Source organism: Methylobacterium aquaticum, from assembly GCF_001043915.1.
GTDB lineage: Bacteria > Pseudomonadota > Alphaproteobacteria > Rhizobiales > Beijerinckiaceae > Methylobacterium > Methylobacterium aquaticum.
In genome coordinates, this window is record NZ_LABX01000413.1 from 1 (window position 1) to 512 (window position 512).

Annotated in this window: 1 protein-coding gene; it reads right to left on the reverse strand. The window is 70.3% G+C overall.

Annotation, left to right across the window (positions count from 1 at the left end; translation table 11 throughout):
- Window positions 1-512 (reverse strand): GTP 3',8-cyclase MoaA (locus VP06_RS32875; RefSeq protein WP_048468029.1); only part of this gene is annotated, 512 nt, incomplete at both ends.

Consider the following 512-nt stretch of genomic DNA (forward strand, 5'->3'; position numbering starts at 1 on the left):
CGCCTTTCAGCGCCACGGCGTTGATCTTGACCTTCAGGCCCGCCTCGCGGGCCGCCGCGATGCCGTCGAGCACCGTGTCGAGGTCGCCGCGCCGGGTGATCGCCCGGAATTTCTCGGGGTCGAGGGTGTCGAGCGAGACGTTGATCCGGCGCATGCCGAGAGCCGCCAGCTCGGCGGCGTGCTGGCGCAGGCGCGTGCCGTTGGTGGTCAGCGTCATCTCCTCCAGCGCCCCGGAAGCGAGATGGCGCGAGAGGTTGCGGAACAGCCGCATGATGTCCCGCCGCACCAGCGGCTCGCCGCCGGTGATGCGCAGCTTGCGCACGCCGCGGGCGACGAAGACCGAGCAGACCCGATCCAGCTCCTCCAGCGTGAGCAGGTCGCGCTTGGGCAGGAAGGCCATGTCCTCGGACATGCAGTAGACGCAGCGCAGGTCGCAGCGATCGGTCACCGAGACGCGCAGATAGGTGATCGCGCGCTGAAACGGATCGATCAGCGGCGCCGGCCGGGCCGGC